Genomic DNA, 21,843 nt, shown 5'->3' on the forward strand with positions numbered 1-21,843 from the left:
GATACCGCCCGTTCGGCATGGCTTAGAATACCGGCCTGCTCACGCGGTCCGGTTGTGGTGTCCGAATTCTTCGCTTTTTTCGTTCCCTGGGAGTTCAGCTGGCTGGTCCAGATCAGCGTCTGGGGCGCATTGCTGCTGTATTTCAACGGCCTGCGCAACACGCCGGCGAGCGAATTGCCGGGCTACTGGCCGATCATCGGCTTTGTGGTCGGCGTGGTGCTGATGTATCTGGTGACCCAGACGCGCTATGACTACTGGTCGCAGTACATGTTCTTTGTTCACCGTATTCAGCACCTGGTGCTGCACCACACGGCGCCTTTCTTGATTGCGCTGGCCCTGCCCGCGCCGGTGCTCGCGCGCGGCATTCCCGCGCCGGTGCGCGCGTGGTTTTCCCGCCGGCGCTGGCTGCGCTGGATTTATGTGGCACTGTATCGTGTGCTGCAGCAGCCGGCGGTTGCCAGCATCCTGTTCGTGGGTCTGATCGCCTTCTGGCTGATGCCGGAGCTGCATTTCGACGCCATGCTCAGCCGCAATCGCTACTGGGTCATGAACTGGTCGATGGCGCTCGACGGGCTGCTGTTCTGGTGGCTGATGCTCGAGCGCGGCGGCCGCGGCATCACTCCGCGCTTGGGTTACGGTACGCGCATGCTGCTGCTGGCCGCGGTGATGGTGCCCCAGATCATCATCGGCGCGAGCATCACGTTTGCCGAAACCAATGTGTTCGATGTCTACGCCGTATGCGGGCGGGCCTGGCCGCTGGATCCGATGACCGACCAGCATATTGGCGGCCTGGTCACCTGGATTCCGGCGGCGATGATGAGCGTTGTGGCCGCGTTGGTGGTTCTCAGGTTCTGGGTGCACGACGACGCAAGGCAATACGCTGCAGGCGCTGAAGCGGCGCCGGCCTGATCGACCAATTGACAGGAGGAGTACAGAGAATGAAAGCCTTATCCGGGATCTTGCTCATTGTTGTGCTGCTGGGCGGCGCGATCTGGTGGGTGGCTGGCATGCCTCCGGCCGAGCCGATCGAAATCAAGAACCCGCGCGTGCGCCTGGTGCCGGGCGGGGCGCCGATGGCCGGCTATTTCAGCATCGCCAATCACACCGACCTGCCCGTGCGTCTGGTGTCGGCCTCTTCGGAGGCTTTCGGTCACGTGATGATGCATCGCACCGTGGTTGATGACGACGGCGGCGCGCGCATGGAGCACCAGGACGGCGGGGTTCTCGTTGGCTCCGGCGAAAGCGTTGCCTTCGAGCCCCGCGGGCTGCACCTGATGCTGATGGACGCCACCACCGAGCTGGAGGTCGGCGAAGCCGTGGAGATCGTGCTCGAATTCGAAGACATCGAACCGGCCGAGCGGACGGTGAGCTTTACCGTGGTGCCGGTGACCTCGCAGTGACTCTTCGACGCGTTGTGCTGATCTTGGCTGTGGGGCTGATGCTTGCCGCCTGCAGCGATCGGAGCTGGAACGGCAAATCGATCGAGGGCCTGATGCCGCAACTGGAGTTCGAGCTCACCTCAGAAACCGGTGAGGTCGTTACCGAAGCGGTGTTTGCCGGTCGCCCGGTGGCGATCTATTTCGGTTTTACCCACTGCCCCGATATCTGCCCGGCCACCCTGGCGCGTCTGGTTGCCGCCGTGCGCCGCCTGCCCGAGCCGCTGCAGCAGGAGCTCCAGCTGGCCTTCATCAGCGTCGACCCCGAGCGCGACGGCCCGCAGCAGCTTGCCGACTACACCAGCGCCTTCAGCGACCGCATGCTTGGCCTGACCGGCGACACGAAGCACCTCAGAGAGCTGATGCACCGCTACCGCGGCACCTTTGGCTACGACGACAAGCGGCCCGACGGCAGCTACGACGTCAGCCACAGCTCGGCCATCTACGTCTTTGACGCCGCCGGTGAGCCCCGGCTGATGCTGCTCGACCGCCTCGGCGTGGAGGAAATTGCGGCCGACCTGCGGCGGCTGCTCTCCGACGGGGCAAAAAGCGCCGATGGCGCTTGATCTGCGGGCGAATCTGGGGTATAAAGTGCGGCTCGATTGCAACCAAATAAATTTCAGGAACATTCGTCATGTCCCGAGTGTGTCAGGTGACCGGCAAGCGCCCGCTGGTCGGCAATAACGTTTCCCACGCCAACAACAAGACCAAGAAGCGGTCGCTGCCGAATCTGCACCGTCACCGATTCTGGGTCGCCAGCGAGAATCGCTGGGTCCGGCTGCGGGTCTCCTCGAAGGCGCTGCGCATTATCGACAAGAAGGGTATCGACCAGGTGCTTACCGACCTGCGTGCCCGCGGCGAACACGTTTAAGGAGCTTCAGGCATGTCCAACAGCGCGCGTGACAAGATCAGAATGGTTTCCAGTGCCGGTACCGGCCACTTCTACACCACCGACAAGAACAAGCGAAACACTCCGCACAAGCTGGAGATGAAGAAGTACGATCCGGTGGTGCGCAAGCACGTGATGTACAAGGAAGCCAAGATCAAGTAAGCGCTCCGCCCCTCGCGGTGCCGCTTCGAAAACGCCGGGCATGCCCGGCGTTTTTGCGTTCAGGAGATTGCGCGGGGCGTTGGTGGCGTGCTTCGCTTCATGCATCTACGCAGGCCACGGTCACACCCCGCAATGCCTTGAGGCCCCGACCGCGGGCGGCGGTCACAGGGCATCTCATGGTGCCGCGCCGGGTAACGCCCGCCGGTCGAGAAGACCATCACGCCGTGGTCGTGGCGCAGCGCGAAACCCGAGCTGGTGACGCCCGCGCTTGCGCGCTACAATTTCCACCCATTCCGAATCCAGGGCCAGACAGCAGTCATGACCGACGATCTCATCCGCGGCAACGCCGCCTGGGCGGAGTCGATACGGAGCGGGGCTCCGAACTATTTCGAACGTCTGGCCGACGTTCAGAAGCCCGACTATTTCTGGATCGGCTGCGCCGATTCGCGGGTGCCGGCCAACGTCGTCACCGGCCGCGATCCCGGCAAGATCTTCGTCCATCGCAATATCGCCAACGTGGTCCATTCGACCGACCTCAATCTGCTTTCCTGCCTCGAGTTCGCCGTCGACGCGCTGGGTATTCGCAATATCGTCATCTGCGGCCACTACGGCTGTGCCGGCATCCGGGCCGCTACCGAGGACGTGATCCACGGCCTGGCCGATCACTGGATCGAGCCGATTCGGCGCGTGGCTCGCCACAAGGCTGACGAACTCGATGCGCTGGGCGATGGCGAGGCGCGCCTCAATCGGCTGGCCGAGCTCAACGTGGTCGAAAGCGTCAGCCGGACGGCTGAAACGCCGGTGATCCAGCGCGCCTGGTCACGCGGTGACGAGATTGCCGTCCACGGTCTGATCTACGGCCTCAAGGATGGCTTGCTCACGGATCTGGACTGCTCCGTTCGTCGCACCGCCGCGTAGCGAGCCAGCTGCAGGTCTTCGACTGGATCGCCGCGCTGGCCATCGCCAGCAGGCGAAGTGGGCATGGCTCAGACCAGGCCGCGTTCGGCCAGCGACACCACTTCGCCATCGCCGACGATGAAGTGGTCGAGCAGGCGGATGTCGACCAGCGCCAGCGCGTCGCGCAGCCGCCGGGTGATCGCCAGATCGGCCTGGCTGGGTTCGGCGACGCCCGAGGGGTGGTTGTGAGCGATGATCAGGGCCGCTGCCCGGCGCGCAAGCGCCTTTTCGACGACCACGCGCGGGTGCACATGCGCCGCGTCGATGGTGCCGGCAAATAGCTCGTCGAAGGCGACCACGCGGTGACGGGTATCCAGATGCAGTGCACAGAACACCTCATGCGGCCGGTCGCGCAGCGCCGCGCGCAGGAATTCCCGGGTGGCCTGAGGGCTGGTCAGTGGCTGGCCGCGTTCGAGATTTTCACGCAGGTGACGGCGGGCCAGCTCCAGCGCGGCCTGCAGCTGCGCGTACTTGGCCGGGCCGAGCCCCGGGGTGTCGCAAAAGGTATCGACATCGGCTTCCAGCAGTGCCCTCAGGCCGCCGTAGCGGTTGAGCAGGCCGCGCGCCAGATCCAGAGCCGAGCGGCCGCGCGCCCCGGTACGCAGGAGAATGGCAAGAAGTTCGGCGTCGCTGAGCCCCGCGGGCCCACCGGCCAGCAGCCGTTCACGTGGGCGTTCGGTCATGGGCCAGTCGGCGATTCGCATGATTTCCCTTAAGCTTGCGGGCCAGAACCGTTATTCTGGGAGACGGGACTGATCCAGCGTATCGGCCCTTGTCTCTCACGTGCGTAGGAAATCGCCTCGAAAGTCCATGAGTACGCTTGACGGAAAAAAGCTGCTGGTCGGCGTGACCGGCGGGATTGCCGCCTACAAGGCTCCAGAGCTGGTGCGCCGCCTGCGCGATGCCGGCGCCCGGGTGCGCGTGGTCATGAGCGCGGGCGCGGAGGCGTTCATCACGCCGCTGACGCTGCAGGCGGTCAGCGGCTACCGGGTGCGTACCGACCTGCTCGATGCCGAGGCCGAGGCCGGCATGGGGCATATCGAACTGGCCCGCTGGGCCGACGAGATCCTGGTGGCGCCGGCCACGGCGCACGCCCTGGCCCGCTTTGCCGCCGGCCTGGCCGATGATCTGCTGGCCACCATTCTTCTGGCCACCGAAGCGCGCGTCTGGCTGGCCCCGGCGATGAACCGGGTGATGTGGGATTCAAAAGCGGTGCGCGCCAACTGTACCGTGCTCGAGGATCGGGGTTTTCGCATTCTTGGTCCCGGTGCGGGCTCGCAGGCCTGTGGCGAGCAGGGCCAGGGCCGCATGCTCGAGCCCGATGAGCTGGTCGCCGCGCTGGCGGGCGGCGCTGGCCGCCTGCGCGGGCGGCGCTTTGTAGTGACCGCCGGGCCGACGCATGAACCGCTGGACCCGGTCCGCTTTCTGGGCAATCGCTCGTCGGGGCGCATGGGCTTTGCCGTGGCCAGCGCGCTCGTGGAGGCCGGTGCGCAGGTCGATCTGGTGGCCGGCCCGGTGCCGCTGGCGACACCGGCGGGTGTTGCGCGTCGCGATGTGGACACCGCCCGCCAGATGCATGAGGCGGTGATGGAGCGCATCGCCGGCGCCGACGGTTATATCGGCGTGGCCGCGGTCGCCGATTATCGCCCGGCCAGCGAAGCGGGCGACAAGATCAAGAAGGCGGATGAATCGATGACGGTGGAGCTGGTTCCCAACCCCGATATCCTGCTTGACGTGGCCGCCCGCCCGGATCGTGAGCGGCCGCGAATCGTGGTCGGTTTTGCCGCTGAAACGCGCGACCTCGAGTCGGCGGCGCGCGGCAAGCTCGAGGCCAAGCGGCTCGACCTGATTGCCGCCAACCGCGTGGGCAAGAATCTGGGGTTCGACACCGACGAGAATGCGCTCGAGGTCTACAGCGCCGATCGTCACTGGACGCTGGCGCCCAAGGCCAAGGGAGACCTTGCGCGCGAGCTGGTTGCTATTATTGCCGAACGATTGCTCGAGAGGGAAAACCGATCCGATGAGAAACCTGAAAGTCAGGATTCTTGATCCACGCCTGGGCGGTGAGTGGCCGCTGCCGGAGTACGCGACCAGCGGCTCGGCCGGCATGGATCTGCGCGCCTGCCTGCAGCAGCCGATGACGCTCGCGCCCGATGACACCGCCTTGCTGCCGTCGGGAATGGCCATCCATCTGGCCGACCCGGCCCTGGCCGCGGTGTTGCTGCCGCGCTCCGGGCTGGGCCACAAGCAGGGTCTGGTGCTGGGCAACCTGGTCGGCCTGATCGACAGTGATTATCAGGGCGAGGTCAAGATTTCCTGCTGGAATCGGGGCCGGCAGCCGATTCACATCGAGCCGGGCCAGCGGATCTGCCAGCTGGTGGTGGTGCCGGTGGTTCAGGTGCAGCTCGATATTGTCGAATCCTTCGCGGTGAGCGAGCGCGCCGAAGGGGGCATCGGCCACACGGGAGTCGGCTGATCATGTCCCTTTCCCTGTCATCTTTCACTGCCGGCAGCGCGCGCGGGTTTCTGCCGCAGGTTCTTGTGGCGGTCGGCGCCGTCGCCTTGCTGCTGGCGGTGTGGCTGTTGTGGGGCGCGCTGTCGGCCGAAGATGCCAGCCCCACGGATCAGGCCGCGCGCAGCAGCATCGAGGAAATCGGTGCGGCCCTGACCGAGGTCAACGCGGCATTGGCGCAGACCGACATCCGCGACCGCGCCCGAGCCGTGCTCGACGGCAGCGTTGAGGTGCAGGAGCTGCGCCGCGCCCTGCAGTCGGCTGGCGTGACCAATCTGCTCGACGTTCGCGTATTTCCTCCGGGGGTGGAGGATATCGAGATCGGGGTCTACCCCGAGCCCGACTTCAGCGTGATCCAGATGCTGCTCGAGGCCCGCCGTGAAGGCGCGGCGCCGGCCGAGGTTCACTACCCCGGCACCGCCAACGAGAACCTCGCTTTTGCGCGCGCCATCCCGGCGGAAGATGCCGCTGCGGGGGATCCGCCGGCCGGCTATCTGTTCATCCGGCGCCCGGTCAGCGTGATTACCCGTCGCCTCGCACAGCCGGGGCCGGGCGGCTGGCTTGCGCTGCAGCAGGGCAAAGCGCTGATTGCCAGCAACGGCAGCTTGCCGGCAGAACGGGTGCCCGACGGTCAGGCGACCATTGCCGGCAGCGGTCTGCGCCTGCATTGGACCGCCGGCCATGGCGCCGGCGGTGGTTCGCCGCTTACTGGTGCCGCGATTGCGGTGCTCGGGCTGCTGCTGATCGGCGGCGGGCTGCTGCTGCAGCGGCGCACGGCCGCGGCGCCGGCCGACGAGGCGGTCGATGACGAATCTGCCGTGCCCACGCCTGACAGCGACCGTCGGGAGCCGGAGCCCTCGGCGCCTGCGCAGGGGGACCGGACCGAGCGCCCGCCGAGCGCTGGCCACGACTCCGATGATGCCGATGGCCGGGATCTGCCCGAGTGGATGCTGGACGCGCAGGAGGGTCGTGGGCGGGCCACCGACGATGACTTTGACGACGTGCCGAATCTCGACGATATCTATCGCCAGATCGACGCCGAGCAGGCCGAAACTCCCGCGCCCGAAGCAACCCCGGAAGACGCTGCCGATGCGCTTGATGACGACGGCCAGGGCGATGATGAGGATCTGAGCGCGCGCCAGGATGCCGACGCCGCCGCAGAGGCTGCCGCGTCGGACGAGGCAGCGCCGCCCGAGCTCGACCTGGATTTTTCCTTCAGCGATCGTGACGATGCGCCCGCTCCGGAGCCCGGCGACCAGCCCGACGAGGCGATGCAGGAGCCGCCCAGCGGCGAAGGGCTGGATCTGGCCCTGGAAGGGGAAGGCCCGCTGCCGCCGCAAGAAAGCCCGGCGGCGAATGGGGAGCAGCCGGAATCGAGCCGCGCCGAAGCCGTGGACGCGCCGGCCACGGCGCCGGAGGACCGGGCTACTGCGGCCAGCGCCACAGAGCCGGTCACGCTGCCGTCCGGCATCTTTCGCCCGAGCGATATTCTGGGCGTGGTTGACGAAGATCTGACGGCGGCAGTCGCCACCGACATTGGCCAGGCGCTGGGCAGTCTGATTTCCGAAGCCGGCTTTCAGCGCGTGGCCGTGGCCCGCGACGGGCGCTTCAGCGGTCCGGTCATGCTTTCGGCGGTCATTCGCGGGCTGCGCAACAGCGGTATCGATGTCATTGAAGTGGGCGCGGTGCCGACCCCGTTGCTGTGGTTTGCCGCCACCGAGCTGGCCGAGGGTTGCGGTGTCATGGTCACCGCCTCTCATCATCCGCCCAGCTACAACGGCTTTCGCGCGATGATCGGCGGCGACCTGATCGACATCGACGGCATGACCCGGCTGGCGCGGCGGGTGGCGCAAAAGGATTTTGTCAGTGGTGACGGCGGCTACGAACAGCAGGACATTCTGGGGCGCTATGCCACGCGCCTGACCGCCGATGTCCAGCTCGAGCGGCCGGTCAAGGTGGTGGTCGACTGCGGCAACGGCGTCGGCGGTGCCGTGGTGCCGAAGCTGCTGCAGGACGTCGGTGCGGATCTGATCCCGCTCTACTGCGATGTCGACGGCGCCTTCCCCAATCATCGGCCCGACCCTTCCTCGCCCGACGACCTTGAAGACCTGAGATTGTGTGTTCGCAACTTCCAGGCAGAGCTTGGCATTGCCTTCGACGGCGATGCCGATCGCCTGGCCGTGGTCACCCGCAGCGGTGAAATCGTCTGGCCCGATCGCCTGCTGATGCTGCTGGCAGCCGATGTGCTGGCCACGCGGCCGGGCGAGGCGGTGGTTTTCGATGTGCGCGCTTCCGGGCATTTTCAGCGCGTGATCGAGCGCGCCGGCGGACGCGGGTTGATGACCGCCAGCGGCCAGCAGCCGGTGGCACAGCGGCTGCGCAAGGAAGGCGCGCCGCTGGGGGGCGACATGCGCGGTCACGTGTTCATCAACGACCGCTGGTACCCCTTCGATGACGCCGTCTACGCTGCCGCCCGCCTGCTCGAGATCCTGGCCGCCGACGGGGGCAGCCTCGAAGAGCGGCTGGCCGAACAGCCACAGTATCGCGTCAGCCCCGAAATCGCGGTTGACATCGAGCGTGACCAGTCGCTGGACCTCATCGAGCGGATGGGTCGCGAAAGCGACTTTGGCGACGCCCTGATCACGCGCCTCGACGGCATTCGCGCCGACTGGTCCGATCGCTGGGGTCTGGCCCGCGTGGACGCCAACAGCGGCCGCCTGATCCTGCGCTTCGGCGCTGATGAGGCGACCGCACTGGGCCAGGTGCGCAGCGAGTTCCGCGACCGGCTGTTGGCGCTGGAGCCGAAACTGCCGCTGCCGTACTGAGCGTTACCGCTCGGAGAGGATCGCGGCAGGCCGGTCAGTAGGCGTAGTTCCTGAACAGGTGGCTGAGGTCGCCGCCCCACTCGTTCTCGAAGGCGGCGAGCTTGACTTCGGCGGGGGTCGTGCCGCGCTCGACCACTTTCTGCAGCGACTCCAGAAAGCCGCCTTCGTGTTCGCCGGTGCCGCTCAGCCGTTGCCGCCGCGCCAGGCCGGCATGGGCCATCTCGAGCAGCTCCCGGGCAATCGCGAGAACGCTTCGGCCGCCGATTTGTGCCGCCAGGCCCATGCGCGTAACGTCGTGTCGCAGCTGCTCGCGCTCGGCGGCGGTCCAGTCCCGGGTCATGTCCTGGCAGGCGGCCAGGTTGTCGGCATCGTAGAGCAGGCCAACCCAGAAGGCCGGCAGCGCACACAGTCGCCGCCACGGGCCGCCGTCGGCGCCGCGCATTTCCAGGAAGCGTTTCAGGCGTACCTCGGGGAAGGCCGTGGTGAGGTGATCTTCCCAGTCCGATAGCCGGGGCTGTTCGCCCGGCAGTGCCGGCAGCCGCCCGTCGAGAAAATCGCGGAAGCTCTGCCCGGCACAGTTGATCAGCTGGTCGCCGCGCGAGACGAAATACATGGGCACATCGAGCATGTAGTCGACATAGCGCTCGAAGCCCATGCCCGACTCGAATACCCACGGCAGCGTGCCCGTGCGGTCCGGATCGGTGTCCGTCCAGACGTGCGCGCGGTAGCTCAGAAAGCCGCTGGGGCGGCCTTCGACGAAGGGCGAGTCGGCGAACAGCGCGGTGGCGATCGGCTGCAGCGCCAGCGAGGTGCGGAACTTGGCCACCATGTCGGCCTCGCTGGAGAAGTCGAGGTTGACCTGCACGGTGCAGGTCCGCTTCATCATGTCATGGCCCAGGCTGCCGACCGTGGGCATGTAGTTACGCATGATCACGTAGCGTTCCTTGGGCATCCACTCGATGTCCTCGCGCGTGGCCGTGGGGTGGAAGCCCATGCCGAGAAAGCCGATGCCCAGCGGTTCGGCCACGGCGCGCACCTGGGCCAGGTGCGTGTTGACCTCGTTGCAGGTCTGGTGCAGATTATCGAGCAGGCCGCCCGACAGTTCGAGTTGTCCGCCGGGCTCCAGGGTGATCGAGTAGTCGTTTTTCTTCAGCGCGACGAGATGTTCGCCTTCGTGCACCGACTGCCAGTCGAATTCCCGTGCCAGGCCTGCCAGCATGGCGCGAATCGAGCGCTCGCCGTCGTAGGGCAGCGGCTTGAGGCTGTCTGTGCAGAAACCGAATTTCTCGTGTTCCGTGCCGATGCCCCATGCGGCCTTCGGTTTGCAGCCGGATTCCAGCCACTCGGTCAGCTGGCGCTTGTCGGTCAGGATGGTATCGGGATTCAAGGAGGTAACACCGGGCTAGAATGAAAATGCAATTATCCCTTTTTTGTTCGCCGGCTGCATGAGGCCGCCCGGTCGACGAGGAGTGCAAGGTCCACAAACCCCCGTCGGCGGCAGGGACCTGCGCAGCCATGAGCCCGTTGCGACCATGTCCCGGGTCGGCGGGGCGCTTCCGAGCGCAGCTGTGTCGCGCCGGTGTACTACCATGTCATCAGACATCCGGTGGACCAGCACATGCGCATATCTGAAGACCGGTCGATGAATGCACATCCCGCGCGCCGGGTGTTGCTGCGGTGAGGCGCCTGTGGCTGCTTTGTCTGCTGCTTCTGCTCGCCGCCTGCGGCGAGCGCGATGCGCATGCGCCCGGCGCGGCGCCGGCTCTGGCCCGCCCGGTCGAGGTGGTGCTCGACGACAGCGGGCGTCCGCTTGACGAGATCCTGGCCCCGACCCAGGTCGTCCATCGTGGCAACGGCGGCGAGCCCCAGACCCTGGACCCGCACCTGGCCGAAGGCGTGCCCGCGAGCAACATCCTGCGCGATCTGTTCGAAGGTCTGACCACCACGGCGCCCGATGGGCGCATCATTCCCGGCGCCGCTCGACACTGGGATATCAGCCGCGACGGGCTGACCTATACCTTCTTTCTCGACCCGGAGGGGCGGTGGAGCAACGGCGAGCCGGTGACTGCACACGATTTTGTCTGGTCCTGGCGGCGCGCGGTTGATCCGGCCACCGGTGCCTCCTACAGCCGCATGCTGCTGCCGATAGTCAACGCCGAGGCCATCCTTGCCGGTGAGCTGCCGCCCGAGGAATTGGGCGTGACCGCGCTCAGCGACTTGACCTTTCAGGTTGATCTCGCCGACCCCACGCCTTACTTTTTGGGGCTGTTGACCCATCCCACCAGCTATCCGCTTCATCGTTCGGCCGTCGTTGAACACGGCGATCGCCACGTGCGCCCGGGCAACCTCGTCTCCAACGGCGCTTTCATGCTCGACGACTGGCGCGTCCGCTCCCGCATCGAGCTGATCAGGAATCCGCACTATCGCGCCGCCGACAAGGTGATTGTCGAGCGCGTGGTCTTCTACCCTTTCGAGGATGAAAGTACCGAGTTCAACCGCTTTCGTGCCGGTGACCTGCACTGGACCTATCAGGTGCCCTCGAGCCAGTTTCAGTGGTTGCAGGACCACCTGCCCGATGCGTTGATGGTGACGCCGTGGTTCGGCACCTATTTCTTTTCGTTCAACCTCACCCGCGAGCCTTTCAAGGACAATCTGCAGCTCAGGCAGGCGCTCAATCTCGCCGTTGACCGCGAAATCCTGACCGAACGGGTCAGCCGGTTCGGCGAGATTCCCACCTTCAACCTGGTGCCGCCCGGCCTGCCTGATTATCGGCCGCCGCAAACGCCCTGGGACGACATGACCCAGGCAGAGCGTGAGGCCGAGGCAAAGCGGCTGTATCGCCGGGCCGGATACAGCGAGAACCGGCCGCTGGAAGTGGAGCTTCGCTACAACACTTCGGAGAATCATCGCAAGCTTGCCGTGGCGATTGCGGCCATGTGGAAGCAGGTGCTGGGCGTGCGCACGCGCCTGATCAACGAAGAGTTCCGCGTGTTTCTGCAAAATCGCGCCCAGCGCCGGGTCACCGAGGCCTTCCGTTCCGGCTGGATCGGCGATTACCAGGACGCGTTCACCTTTCTGGAGCTGTTTCATTCCGGCCACGGACGCAACGACGCCGGGTATGACAACGAACGCTACGATCGCCTGCTCGCGCGCATCGCCGCCGAGCGCAGTCCGGCCAGCCGCCGCAATCTCATGGCCGAGGCCGAGCGCATGATCCTGGCCGACCAGGTCATCCTGCCCGTGTTCCACTACGTCACCAAGCGCCTCATCGACCCGCGCCTGAAAGGCTGGAAGGAAAACGTCATGGATCAGCATCCGACGCGCCACATGTACTTGGTGAAGGCGCGGAGTGAAGTGGCGAATGAGGCAGCCGAGGAAAGCGCGGAGACGGAATCGTGAGTGCGCGCATGACCAATGATCGAGTGACCAGACGAGAGGTTGATTCCGGCATCAACCGGGCCGCAGTGGTGGTGTGGTTCATTGGTGTTCGGCCATTGTTTGTTAATTGGTGCTTGTTGTTTGGTCATCCCGACCGAAGGCCAGCGCGATGTTGAAATACTCTCTCCGGCGACTCGGGTCGGCCATCCCGACGCTCTTCCTCCTGATCACTTTCGCCTTTTTCCTGATTCGGATTGCTCCCGGCGGGCCGTTTGATTCCGAGCGCGCGCTGCCGTCCGATATCGAGGCCAACCTGGCGGCGAAATATCATCTCGACGAGCCGCTGGTGTTCCAGTACGCGCGCTATCTGTGGCAGATTGCGCGCGGCGATCTGGGGCCGTCGTTCCACTACCGCGACTGGACGGTCAACGACCTGATTGCCCAGGGCGCGCCGGTGTCGTTCACGCTGGGTGCGGCGGCGCTGCTGCTGGCGCTGGCCATTGGCGTGATCATCGGCGCCTGGGCGGCCCTGCGCCAGAACCGGCCGAGCGACTATGCGGTGATGAGTGTTGCCATGGTCGGTATCTCGATTCCCAACTTCGTCATGGCGCCCCTGCTGATTCTGGTGTTTGCCATCGTGCTTGGCTGGCTGCCGGCCGGCGGCTGGGCTTTCAGTGTCGATCGCATGGCGCTGCCGGTCATCACGCTGGCGCTGCCGATGATTGCCTACATCGCCCGCATCACCCGGGCCTCGATGATCGAGGTGCTGCACTCGAGCTACATCCGCACGGTGCGTGCCAAGGGCATGCCGGAAAAATGGGTGATCCTGCGTCACGCCCTCAAGCCGGCGCTGCTGCCGGTCATTTCCTACCTCGGGCCGGCTGCTGCGACGATTCTCACCGGCTCGGTGGTGATCGAGCGCATCTTCACCATCCCGGGCATTGGCTCCTATTTCGTGCAGGGCGCGCTCAATCGCGATTACACGCTGGTGATGGGCGTGGTGATCCTCTATGGTGTGCTCATCATTCTGCTCAACTTCCTGGTCGACCTGGTGTATGCCTTTCTGGATCCCCGCATTCGCTACGATGAGGGCGAGGCCGAGACATGAGTGAAGGTGCCCGCGACGCTTTCGAGCAGGCCCTTGATACCCGCAAGGTCAGGAGCCGCTCGCTCTATGTCGACGCCTGGCAGCGGCTGCTGCGCAATCGTGCGGCGGTGGCCGCGCTGGCCGTCCTGGCGCTGATGGTTCTGCTGGTCACTTTCGGACCGATGCTCACCAGCTGGGACCACGAGATTCCCGACTGGGACAATTACTCCACGGCACCGTCGCTGGAGGAGGGGCATGTGTTCGGCACCGATGCGCTGGGTCGCGACCTGTTCGTGCGCACCATGATCGGCGGGCGTATTTCGCTGCTGGTCGGCCTGGTCGCCACCCTGGTGTCGCTGTCCATCGGCGTGACCTGGGGTGCTTTTGCCGGCTACGTCGGCGGTCGTGCCGACAACGTGATGATGCGCGTTGTCGATGCCGTTTACGCCATGCCCTTCATGTTTTTCGTGATCTTGCTGATGGTGGTCTTCGGCCGCAATATCTTTCTGATCTTCGTTGCCATCGGTGCGGTCAACTGGCTTGATATGGCGCGTATCGTCCGCGGACAGACGCTCAGCCTCAAGAACAAGGACTTTGTCGAGGCCGCGCGCGCCTGCGGTGCCACCGAGTGGCAGGTCATTCGCCGCCACATCGTCCCCAATCTGCTCGGCGTGGTGATCGTTTATGTGACCCTGACGATTCCGCAGGTTATTCTGGTTGAAAGTTTTCTGAGCTTCCTCGGCCTGGGCGTGCAGGAGCCGCTGACCTCATGGGGCGCGCTGGTCAACGAGGGCGCGCAGGAAATGGAGGTTGCGCCCTGGTCGCTGCTCTATCCGGCCGGTTTTCTGGCCGTGACCCTGTTCGCCTTCAATTTTCTCGGCGACGGTTTGAGGGATGCGCTCGACCCGAAGGACAGGCTATGAAAAAGTGCGAAATTCGACAGTCGACATCCGGAGGAAGCCGGAAACACGAAGCACGAAATTCGCAACGGGCTGGTTCGGGGTCTGTCTTTCTGGAGGTTGGGACTTGTTTCGGTTTGGGTGCTTCGAATTTGAGATTTCGTGCCGAAGGGATGTCGAATGGCCTTGCTTGAAGTCAGAGACCTGACCGTCTCTTTCGACACTCCCGAGGGCGTTGTTCACGCCGTCAACGGGATCAGTTTTGACCTCGAGCCTGGCGAAACGCTGGGGCTGGTGGGTGAGTCGGGCTCGGGCAAGACGCAGACGGCGCTGGCGCTGATGGGCTTGCTGGCCGAAAACGGCCGGGCCAGTGGCTCGGTGAAGTTTCGCGGCCAGGAGCTGCTGGGGATGTCGCTGTCGGAGCTGACCCGCGTGCGTGGTTCGAGCATCTCGATGATCTTCCAGGATCCGGTCAGCTCGCTCAACCCCTATCTCACCGTGGGCGACCAGCTCGTGGAGGTGCTGACGCACCATCGCAACCTCAAGAAAAAGCCCGCTCGCGAGCGCGCCATCGAGATGCTGCGCCTGGTGCAGCTCAGCGATCCCGAGCAGCGCATGCGGCAGTTTCCGCACGAGCTGTCGGGCGGCATGTGCCAGCGCGTGATGATTGCCATGGGCCTGCTCTGCCAGCCGGACGTGCTGATTGCCGACGAGCCGACGACGGCGCTGGATGTGACCGTGCAGTCGCAGATCAACTCGCTCATGGGCGAGCTCTCCGAGCAGTCGTCGACGGCCATTCTGCTGATCACCCATGACCTGGGCGTGGTCGCCGGCCTGTGCGATCGGGTGCTGGTGCTGTACGCCGGCAAGGAGATGGAGCTGGCCGGCGTCGAGGCGCTCTACGCCGACCCGCAGCATCCCTACACCGCCGACCTGCTGGCTTCGGTACCGCGCCTGGATCGGCAAGGCTCGGGCATTCTCCACGCCATTCCCGGCAACCCGCCCAATCCGTTGGAGGTGCCCGTGGGCTGTCCGTTTCGTGATCGCTGCGCCTGGGCCTGGGACAAGTGCCGCAGCATGCCCGCGTTCGAGGACCTCGGTGCGGGTCGCTTCAAGCGCTGCCATCTCGATGCCCTGCCGCCTGAAAAGGAGGCCGGATGATGCAAAAGCCGGTGCTGCAGGTGCGTGATCTGGAGGTGAGCTTCCGGGTGGATACCGGCACGCTGTTGCGGCACGAATACCGCATCATTCGCGCGGTCGATGGCGTGAGCTTTGACGTTCATCGCGCCGAGACCCTGGGCATTGTCGGCGAGTCGGGCTGCGGCAAGTCCACGCTTGCGCGTGCGCTGCTGGGCCTGCAGCGGCCCCGGCGTGGAGAGATTCTGTGGCTGGGTGAGGATCTGGCGCAGGCCGACGAGGAGACGCTGCGCCGCAAGCGCCGCGAGATCCAGCTCATCTTTCAGGACCCCCAGGGCTCGCTGGACCCGCGCATGACCGTCGGCGACATCATTGCCGAACCGCTGAGAAATTTCTTCCCGTCGATGTCGCGGCTGCAGATCCGCGAGCGCGTCATCGGCATTCTTACCCTGGTGGGCCTGCAGCCAAATCAGATCAATCGCTACCCGCACGAGTTCTCCGGCGGCCAGTGTCAGCGCGTTGGCATTGCCCGTGCCCTGGTGGTCAACCCGCGCCTGGTCGTGTGCGACGAGCCGGTCAGTGCGCTGGACGTGTCCGTTCAGGCCCAGATCGTCAACCTGCTGCAGGATCTGCAGAAAAAGCTGCAGCTTTCGCTGATCTTCATTGCCCACGATCTGTCGATCGTGCGCCACGTCTCCGACCGGGTCCTGGTGATGTACATGGGCAAGGTGATGGAGCTGGCCGACCGCAACAGCATCTACCGCCAGCCGCGCCATCCTTACACGCGGGCGCTGATCGAGTCGGTGCCGATTCCGGATCCCGTGCGCGAACGCAAGCGCGCCCGGCACTCGCTCAAGGGCGACATGCCCTCACCGCTGGACCCGCCGTCGGGCTGTGTTTTTCGCACACGCTGCCCGTTTGCCACCCAGCTGTGTGCTGACCAGGTGCCGGCGCTGGAAACGCTCGACGACGGCAATCAGGTGGCCTGTCACCACCATCGTGACCTGCCGCCGCTGCCCGTGCCGGGTGAGCAGGCTGACGAAGATGCTCGGACAAGAGCCCGGGATGAGGCTGCGAAAACAGCCCGGGGGCGGGCCCGGCCGTGAACACCGCCGCGCTGCGTGCCCGGCTGGATGCCCGCCTGGCGGAACTGGGTTTGACGCTCGACGAGCGCCGCAGGGACGCTCTGCTGGACTACCTGGCCCTGCTCTCGCGCTGGAATCGCGCCTATAATCTCACCGCGGCCGCCGCGCCGCTGACGATGGTCGACCGCCACCTTGTCGACAGCCTGAGCATCCTGCCCTGGATTGACGGCGACGATATCGTCGATGCCGGCACGGGCGCTGGTTTGCCCGGTGTGGTGCTGGCCATTGCCTGTCCGGAGCGGCATTTCGTGCTGGTCGACAGCAACGGCAAGAAGGTGCGCTTTCTGCGCCAGGTGCGTCGTGAGCTCGGTCTGGACAATATCGAGCCGATCCAGTCGCGGCTGGAGGCCTTTGCGCCTGAAAGCCTGCCCGATCAGGTGGTCACGCGCGCGCTGGCGCCGCTGCCGCGCCAGGTGCGGCAGCTGGGCCACCTGCTCGCCGGCGGCGCAACCCTGCTGGCCATGAAGGGCCGGCTCGAAGAAGACGAGCGCGCCGCAGTGGCGGATGCGTACAATGTCGAGATGATCGAACTGAACGTGCCCGGTGCGGACGGCGCCCGCAGCCTGGCCATTCTGAGGAAGCCATGACCCAGCGACGAGCCCGAATCGTGGCCGTAACCAACCAGAAGGGCGGCGTGGGCAAGACCACGACAGCGCTCAACCTTGCCGCCGGGCTTGCCGAGCTCGAGCGCCGCGTGCTGCTCATCGACAGTGACCCGCAGGGCAATGCCACCACCGGTTCCGGCATCGAGCTGGCCGAGGGCCAGGACACCCTCTGCGAGGTGCTCCTGGGCGAATGCGCGATCAGCGAGGCGGCGCTGCCGGCCGAGGCGATGGGTTTCGACCTGGTGCCGGCCAACGGCGACCTGACGGCCGCCGAGGTGGCGTTGATGGACGAAGACGACCGTGCAACGGTATTGCGTGAGGCCCTGGCCAATGCCGCCTCGCGCTACCACCACATCATCATCGATTGCCCGCCGTCGCTGAACGTGCTCACGCTCAATGCCCTGACCGCCGCCGATTCGGTGCTGATTCCGATGCAGTGCGAGTACTACGCCCTGGAGGGGCTCAGTGCGCTGCTCAACACCATCGAGCAGATCCAGGGCTCGGTCAATCCCGAGCTCGAAATCGAAGGCCTGGTGCGCACCATGTTCGATGTGCGCAACAATCTCTCCGGTGCGGTTTCGCGCCAGCTCGCCGAGCATTTCGGCGACAAGCTCTATGCGACCGTTGTGCCGCGCAACGTGCGCGTGGCCGAGGCGCCCAGCTATGGTCAGTCGGTCATCCATTACGACCGCGACTCCCGCGGTGCCGTGGCTTATCTGGGTCTGGCCGGGGAATATCTGCGGCGCATGGGTGTGGCCGCCCGCGCGCCGTCAGCAACGGCGTCGGGTGCGGCTGCTGAAGAACAACGCATGTAGGACAACACGCTGATGGCCGCTTCACGCAAGAAAAAACCCCTGGGCCGCAACCTCGACGCCCTGCTCGGCAAGACCCGTGCGGCGGCCGAGCAGGCCAGCCCCGACGGCGAGCTGACCGGCTTGAAAGAGCTGCCGCTCGACGTCATCGAGCCCGGCCGCTATCAGCCCCGATCGGCGATGGATCCCGATCGGCTGCAGGAGCTCTCCGACTCCATCCGGGAGCAGGGCCTGGTGCAGCCGGTGGTGGTTCGCCCCCTGGCGAGGCCCGGCCGCTACGAGCTGATCGCCGGCGAGCGCCGCTGGCGCGCCTGTCAGATGGCGGGCATGGAAACCATTCCGGCGCTGGTGCGCGAGATCGCCGACGAGGCCACCCTGGCGCTGGCGCTGATCGAAAACATCCAGCGCGAGGATCTCAACCCGCTTGAAGAGGCCGTCGCGCTCAGGCGCCTGATCGAGGAGTTCGGCCTGACCCACGAACAGGCCGCGCGCAGCGTCGGGCGGTCGCGCACTTCGGTGACCAACCTGCTCCGGCTCATGGAGCTGGCACCGGAAGTGCGCGAGCTGGTCGATCGCAGGCAGCTTGACATGGGCCATGCGCGCGCGCTGCTGGCCCTGGAGCGTCCCGATCAGATCCGTGCCGCCGGCGAGGTGGTCGACAAACACCTGTCGGTGCGCCAGACCGAGGCTTTGGTGCGCCGCCTGCGCGACGGCGGCACCGGGTCGAAGAAATCGAAGCCCGAGCGCAAGTCCGCCGACATCGAACGCCTCGAGCAGGAACTGACCGAAACCCTGTGCGCCCCGGTCAGCCTGCGCCACTCGGCCTCCGGCAAGGGCCAGCTCACCATCCGCTACACCAGCCTCGACGAACTCGACGGCTTGCTGGAGCGCTTCCGGCGAAATTGACCCGGCATCAATGCGACCTGCTTTGATGTCGGGTTAATGGCTCGAGCTGCCGTTCATCGAGCGATCAATACCGCTCAGAACCGGGTGTGATATGCACTGAAACTATTCGCGACCGTCCTTGCCCCAGCGAATGAACGCATAGAGACAAGGAGTTGGTCATGAAATATCACAAGACTATTCTTGCAAGCTCGATTGCCGCGATCCTGATGTCGGCCTCCGTAGTTGCCGAGCAACCCGAAGCGATGGCCGATGACAGCTGGATCAGCCTGACCGGCGAAGTCGAGTCGGTACAATCCGATCGCTTCATGCTCGACTACGGTGAAGGCGAGATCACCGTCGAAATGGACGACTGGGACAGTTACGGCGATGCCTGGCCGCTGGCCGAAGGCGATGAAGTCACCGTCTACGGCGAAGTCGACGACGGCCTCTACCAGGACAGCCGTATCGAGGCCAGCAGCGTTCATGTTGAAGGTCTGGACACGTTCTTCTATGCCAGTAGCGCGGACGAGGAAGAGCTCGGCGACTGGGTGCTCGACACCTCGGCGGAGTTCGGTGACCTGACCTACATTGGCCATGTTGAAAGTGTCTCGCCTGCGGCCGAGTCGTTCACTATCGATACCGGTGCCCAGGAGCTGACGGTGTACACCGTCCAGATGGCATACGATCCGTTGGATGACGACGGTTTTCAGCAGCTGGAGCCGGGTGATCTGGTAAGCGTCGAAGGGCAAGTCGATGCCGATCTTTTCGGCAACGGCGATCTTTACGCCGACAGCATCATCACGCTGTCGAGCTGACGCCGGCGGCCGGAGTTTCGTCGGACCCTCAGAGACAGGCGGGGCCTTCGGGCCCCGTTTTTGGGGTATTTCTACTTTGGGTTGACAGTGGGCGGTAATCGGCTTGCCGCTCGGTTTCAGAGCCTGCTATAATTGCGGAGATTTGTGGCCACCGATGATGCTCAAGCGTCGACGGTGGCATTTTTGTCGACCGTGGCGGGTATCGCGGCGTCGGCATGAACGCAGGATGTTGCAGGGGCCAAGCAGGTGCAGGAGAGGTTCGCTCACACCGTGGTCTGGCTGCTTCGCCTGCAGGCGGCACTCAGCGTGCTGGTTGCGCTTGTCTATGGCGCGTTCGCCGGCGGCTCGCAAGGGCTGGCCGTGCTGGCTGGCGGCGGTGGTGGCGCGGTGCTGACGGCTGTCAGTGCGCTGCGCGCCGGCGCGGTTGCGGGCGATGCCGAGCCGTCGCAGGTGATGCTGGCCTTCTACCGCGCCATGGCGCTGAAGCTGGCCCTGGCGGTGGTGTTGTTTGTCATCGTCGCCAAGTGGTTCGCCGGTTTTTTTCTGCCGGTGCTGACAGGGTACGTGGCCACGGTGCTGGCCTATTGGTTTGCGCTGTTGCGCCTCGGGCGCGCGGCTTCGTGAATGAATTGAGAGCAAGGACGATCCGATCGTGAGTTTCGCAGTCGCAGCAGCCGGTTCTTCCCCGACCGAATATGTCTCGCATCACCTTGTGCACCTGACGGTGGGCGAAGGCCTGTGGTCGCTTCACATCGACACCATCCTGTTTTCCCTCCTGACCGGCGGCGTGATGCTGCTGATCATGTGGCTGGGTGCCCGACGTGCCACCTCCGGTGTGCCCGGCAAGCTGCAGAATTTCGTCGAGGTGCTGGTCGACTTCATCGACAACTCGGTCAAGGAAAGCTTTCATGGCCCGCGTGAGTTCGTCGCCCCGCTGGCGCTGACGGTCTTTTTCTGGGTGTTTTTGTGGAACGTGCTCGATCTGATTCCGGTCGATTACCCCGGCCTGCTGGCCTACAAGCTTTTCGGCATCGAATACCTGCGCGCCGTGCCGTCGGCCGACGTCAACGCACCGTTTGCGCTGTCGCTGTCGGTGCTGGTCTTGATTCTGGTCTACAGCGTCAAGGGCAAGGGCTTCACCGGTTACGGCAAGGAGCTTCTGTTTCAGCCCTTCGGCAAGAACCCGCTCTTGTGGCCGGCCAACCTGCTGCTCAATATTGTCGAGACGCTGGCCAAGCCCGTGTCGCTGGCGCTGCGACTGTTCGGCAACCTCTACGCTGCCGAGCTGATCTTCATCCTGATTGCCATGCTGCCGTGGTATGTCCAGTTCCTGCCCGGCGGCGCCTGGGCGGTGTTCCACATTCTGGTGGTGCCGCTGCAGGCCTTTATCTTCATGACGCTCACGATCGTGTATCTGTCGCTGGCGTATGAAGAGCACTGATTCGCTCAACCCTTAAACCAAGCTCAAGTAGCAAACCACCAGGAGAGAAAAAGTGGAAGTAGTGGAATTGATCGCACAAGTCCAGGCCAACACCGCCATTGCCGTGGGTCTGATCTTCGCCTTTGCCGCGCTCGGCACCGGCATCGGTTTCGGCCTGCTCGGCGGCAAGTTTCTCGAAGGCGCCAGCCGCCAGCCGGAACTGGCCAACATGCTTCAGGTCCGTATGTTCATCATTGCCGGCCTGCTCGACGCCCTGTCGATCATCGGTGTGGCCTTTGCTGCTCTGCTGCTGTTCGCCAACCCGCTGCTGGCAGCCCTCGGCAGCTGATCGACGAACGTGTTCGTCTACCTGAATCCAACCGTGAACTAGCAGGGAAATGCTATGGATATCTCGCCACTGACCCTGATCGGTGAGGCAACGACCTTCCTGGTGCTGGTGTGGGTGATGATGAAATTCATCTGGCCGCACGTGATCCGGGCGATGGAAGAGCGTCGCCGCAAGATCGCCGAGGGTCTGGCCCACTCCGAAGAGGCCGAGCAGGCGCTGGAAAAGGCCAACTCCGAAGCCGAGGACATCATTCGCGAAGCCCGTCGCAAGGCTGGCGAAATCATCGAGCAGGCAAGCCAGCGCGGCAACCAGGTTGTCGAGCAGGCCAAGGAGGAGGCCATCAGCGAACGCGATCGCCAGGTGCAGATGGCCGAAGCGGAAATCCGCCAGGCTACCAACCAGGCCCGCGAAGCACTGCGTGAACGCGTCGCCGAGCTTGCCATTACCGGGGCGGCCCGGGTGATCGAGTCCGAGATCGACGACAAGCGCCATCACGAAATGCTCGACAAGCTGGCCGCGGAGCTCTAGGC

24 protein-coding genes are annotated in these 21,843 nt (G+C 65.0%); 22 read left to right on the plus strand and 2 right to left on the minus strand.

The annotated features are described in order from the left end of the window. Positions 1-57 precede the first annotated feature (57 nt). From ACEWQ0_RS07435 to ACEWQ0_RS07460, 6 genes are all read left to right on the plus strand, one after another. The gene (locus ACEWQ0_RS07435) at positions 58-909 is read left to right on the plus strand and encodes a cytochrome c oxidase assembly protein (protein WP_476482518.1); all 852 of its coding nucleotides are present in this window, start codon (positions 58-60) and stop codon (positions 907-909) included. A 29-nt stretch (positions 910-938) separates the two neighbouring features. Then, positions 939-1,400, plus strand: coding sequence for a copper chaperone PCu(A)C (locus ACEWQ0_RS07440; RefSeq protein WP_476484973.1), 462 nt, complete (start codon positions 939-941; stop codon positions 1,398-1,400). Further along, entirely contained in the window at positions 1,397-2,002 is a 606-nt protein-coding gene (locus tag ACEWQ0_RS07445) for an SCO family protein (RefSeq protein WP_476482520.1), read from the plus strand. Before ACEWQ0_RS07440 ends, ACEWQ0_RS07445 begins: the two co-directional genes overlap by 4 nt. Positions 2,003-2,070: 68 nt before the next feature. Continuing rightward, positions 2,071-2,307 (plus strand): 50S ribosomal protein L28, encoded by a 237-nt coding sequence (gene rpmB, locus ACEWQ0_RS07450; protein WP_476482521.1) that lies wholly within the window; start codon positions 2,071-2,073, stop codon positions 2,305-2,307. 12 nt (positions 2,308-2,319) lie between these two features. Next, on the plus strand, positions 2,320-2,487 hold the full coding sequence (gene rpmG / locus ACEWQ0_RS07455; protein ID WP_476482522.1) for a 50S ribosomal protein L33: 168 nt from the start codon (positions 2,320-2,322) through the stop codon (positions 2,485-2,487). A gap of 318 nt (positions 2,488-2,805) precedes the next feature. Continuing rightward, entirely contained in the window at positions 2,806-3,405 is a 600-nt protein-coding gene (locus tag ACEWQ0_RS07460) for a carbonic anhydrase (protein WP_476482523.1), read from the plus strand. A gap of 68 nt (positions 3,406-3,473) precedes the next feature. Here the strand turns inward: ACEWQ0_RS07460 and radC are convergent, their stop codons facing one another. Continuing rightward, positions 3,474-4,148: a RadC family protein gene (gene radC, locus ACEWQ0_RS07465; protein WP_476482524.1), complete on the minus strand. Its 675-nt coding sequence runs from the start codon at positions 4,146-4,148 to the stop codon at positions 3,474-3,476. Between the two features lie 106 nt (positions 4,149-4,254). Between radC and coaBC the strand changes: the two genes are divergently transcribed. Genes coaBC through ACEWQ0_RS07480 form a run of 3 tightly spaced genes read left to right on the plus strand, consistent with a single transcriptional unit; the run spans position 4,255 to position 8,781 of the window. Further along, on the plus strand, positions 4,255-5,493 hold the full coding sequence (gene coaBC / locus ACEWQ0_RS07470) for a bifunctional phosphopantothenoylcysteine decarboxylase/phosphopantothenate--cysteine ligase CoaBC (RefSeq protein WP_476482525.1): 1,239 nt from the start codon (positions 4,255-4,257) through the stop codon (positions 5,491-5,493). After that, entirely contained in the window at positions 5,465-5,920 is a 456-nt protein-coding gene (dut, locus tag ACEWQ0_RS07475) for a dUTP diphosphatase (RefSeq protein ID WP_476482526.1), read from the plus strand. Before coaBC ends, dut begins: the two co-directional genes overlap by 29 nt. Before the next feature lie 2 nt (positions 5,921-5,922). Beyond that, complete coding sequence (locus tag ACEWQ0_RS07480; protein ID WP_476484974.1) at positions 5,923-8,781, plus strand: phosphomannomutase/phosphoglucomutase; 2,859 nt, start codon at positions 5,923-5,925, stop codon at positions 8,779-8,781. Positions 8,782-8,815: 34 nt separating this feature from the next. Here the strand turns inward: ACEWQ0_RS07480 and ACEWQ0_RS07485 are convergent, their stop codons facing one another. Next, a complete protein-coding gene (locus tag ACEWQ0_RS07485) occupies positions 8,816-10,168 on the minus strand; it encodes a glutamate--cysteine ligase (RefSeq protein ID WP_476482528.1) in 1,353 nt (450 codons plus the stop codon). A gap of 290 nt (positions 10,169-10,458) precedes the next feature. Between ACEWQ0_RS07485 and ACEWQ0_RS07490 the strand changes: the two genes are divergently transcribed. The 13 genes from ACEWQ0_RS07490 to ACEWQ0_RS07550 all read left to right on the plus strand — a co-directional run bounded on the left by ACEWQ0_RS07490 (position 10,459) and on the right by ACEWQ0_RS07550 (position 21,841). After that, a complete protein-coding gene (locus tag ACEWQ0_RS07490; RefSeq protein WP_476484975.1) occupies positions 10,459-12,180 on the plus strand; it encodes a peptide ABC transporter substrate-binding protein in 1,722 nt (573 codons plus the stop codon). 148 nt (positions 12,181-12,328) lie between these two features. Next, positions 12,329-13,267, plus strand: a complete 939-nt coding sequence (oppB, locus tag ACEWQ0_RS07495) for an oligopeptide ABC transporter permease OppB (protein ID WP_476482530.1) — start codon at positions 12,329-12,331, stop codon at positions 13,265-13,267. Further along, positions 13,264-14,169 (plus strand): ABC transporter permease subunit, encoded by a 906-nt coding sequence (locus ACEWQ0_RS07500; RefSeq protein WP_476482531.1) that lies wholly within the window; start codon positions 13,264-13,266, stop codon positions 14,167-14,169. Before oppB ends, ACEWQ0_RS07500 begins: the two co-directional genes overlap by 4 nt. Before the next feature lie 156 nt (positions 14,170-14,325). Continuing rightward, a complete protein-coding gene (locus ACEWQ0_RS07505) occupies positions 14,326-15,306 on the plus strand; it encodes an ABC transporter ATP-binding protein (protein ID WP_476484976.1) in 981 nt (326 codons plus the stop codon). Beyond that, on the plus strand, positions 15,303-16,388 hold the full coding sequence (locus ACEWQ0_RS07510; RefSeq protein ID WP_476482533.1) for an ABC transporter ATP-binding protein: 1,086 nt from the start codon (positions 15,303-15,305) through the stop codon (positions 16,386-16,388). Before ACEWQ0_RS07505 ends, ACEWQ0_RS07510 begins: the two co-directional genes overlap by 4 nt. After that, a complete protein-coding gene (rsmG, locus tag ACEWQ0_RS07515) occupies positions 16,385-17,014 on the plus strand; it encodes a 16S rRNA (guanine(527)-N(7))-methyltransferase RsmG (RefSeq protein WP_476482534.1) in 630 nt (209 codons plus the stop codon). Before ACEWQ0_RS07510 ends, rsmG begins: the two co-directional genes overlap by 4 nt. Then, positions 17,011-17,847 (plus strand): ParA family protein, encoded by an 837-nt coding sequence (locus tag ACEWQ0_RS07520; protein ID WP_476482535.1) that lies wholly within the window; start codon positions 17,011-17,013, stop codon positions 17,845-17,847. The genes rsmG and ACEWQ0_RS07520 overlap by 4 nt, the downstream gene beginning before the upstream one ends. Before the next feature lie 12 nt (positions 17,848-17,859). Then, positions 17,860-18,750, plus strand: coding sequence for a ParB/RepB/Spo0J family partition protein (locus tag ACEWQ0_RS07525; protein WP_476484977.1), 891 nt, complete (start codon positions 17,860-17,862; stop codon positions 18,748-18,750). A 158-nt stretch (positions 18,751-18,908) separates the two neighbouring features. After that, positions 18,909-19,544 (plus strand): NirD/YgiW/YdeI family stress tolerance protein, encoded by a 636-nt coding sequence (locus tag ACEWQ0_RS07530; protein WP_476482537.1) that lies wholly within the window; start codon positions 18,909-18,911, stop codon positions 19,542-19,544. Between the two features lie 270 nt (positions 19,545-19,814). Continuing rightward, positions 19,815-20,168 carry an ATP synthase subunit I gene (locus ACEWQ0_RS07535; RefSeq protein ID WP_476484978.1) on the plus strand — a complete coding sequence of 118 codons (354 nt, stop codon included), beginning with the start codon at positions 19,815-19,817 and terminating at the stop codon, positions 20,166-20,168. Between the two features lie 28 nt (positions 20,169-20,196). Continuing rightward, positions 20,197-20,985, plus strand: a complete 789-nt coding sequence (atpB, locus tag ACEWQ0_RS07540; RefSeq protein ID WP_476484979.1) for a F0F1 ATP synthase subunit A — start codon at positions 20,197-20,199, stop codon at positions 20,983-20,985. A gap of 52 nt (positions 20,986-21,037) precedes the next feature. Then, complete coding sequence (atpE, locus tag ACEWQ0_RS07545; RefSeq protein WP_476482540.1) at positions 21,038-21,313, plus strand: F0F1 ATP synthase subunit C; 276 nt, start codon at positions 21,038-21,040, stop codon at positions 21,311-21,313. Between the two features lie 54 nt (positions 21,314-21,367). Further along, a complete protein-coding gene (locus ACEWQ0_RS07550) occupies positions 21,368-21,841 on the plus strand; it encodes a F0F1 ATP synthase subunit B (RefSeq protein WP_476482541.1) in 474 nt (157 codons plus the stop codon). Positions 21,842-21,843 lie beyond the last annotated feature (2 nt).

The sequence above is a fragment of the Wenzhouxiangella sp. YN9 genome, assembly GCF_056324165.1.